The following is a 611-nucleotide window of genomic DNA, read 5'->3' on the forward strand; positions in this document are numbered from 1 at the left end:
TGGATCCGCTCCACATGCGCACTGTGCGAGGCGTAGTCCACATCGATGCGCTTGCAACGGACCTCGTCCGCCTTGCACACCAGCAGCAACTCGTCCAGCGCGTCACCGTCACCGCTCACCACCACGGAGGACGGGCCGTTCACCGCCGCGACCGACAGCCGCCCCTCCCACTTGATCAGCCGCTCACCAACCAGCTCCGCCGGCTCTCCAACGGACACCATCCCGCCCAGACCCGACAGCTCAACAATCGCCCGGCTCCGCAACGCGACCACCCGCGCACCGTCCTCCAGCGACAGCCCACCGGCCACACACGCCGCAGCGATCTCACCCTGCGAATGCCCCATCACCGCCGCAGGCACCACACCGGCCGCCCGCCACACCTCCGCCAACGACACCATCACCGCCCACAACACCGGCTGCACCACATCAACCCGGTCAAAGCCAGGAGCACCCGGCTCACCCCGCAGCACACCGAGCAACGACCAGTCCGTATGCGCCGACAACGCGCTCGCACACTCCCGCATCCGCTCCGCGAACACATCCGAGGACTCCATCAAGCCCGCAGCCATACCCACCCACTGCGAACCCTGCCCGGGAAACACGAACACCGG

Annotated in this window: 1 protein-coding gene; it reads right to left on the reverse strand. The window is 67.9% G+C overall.

Features of this window, described 5'->3' with window-relative positions:
* The coding region (locus BFF76_RS29250) for an acyltransferase domain-containing protein (RefSeq protein WP_141695694.1) at positions 1-611 on the reverse strand (611 nt) is incomplete at both ends.

Source organism: Streptomyces mutomycini (assembly GCF_001700505.1).
In the GTDB taxonomy this organism is placed as follows: domain Bacteria; phylum Actinomycetota; class Actinomycetes; order Streptomycetales; family Streptomycetaceae; genus Streptomyces; species Streptomyces mutomycini.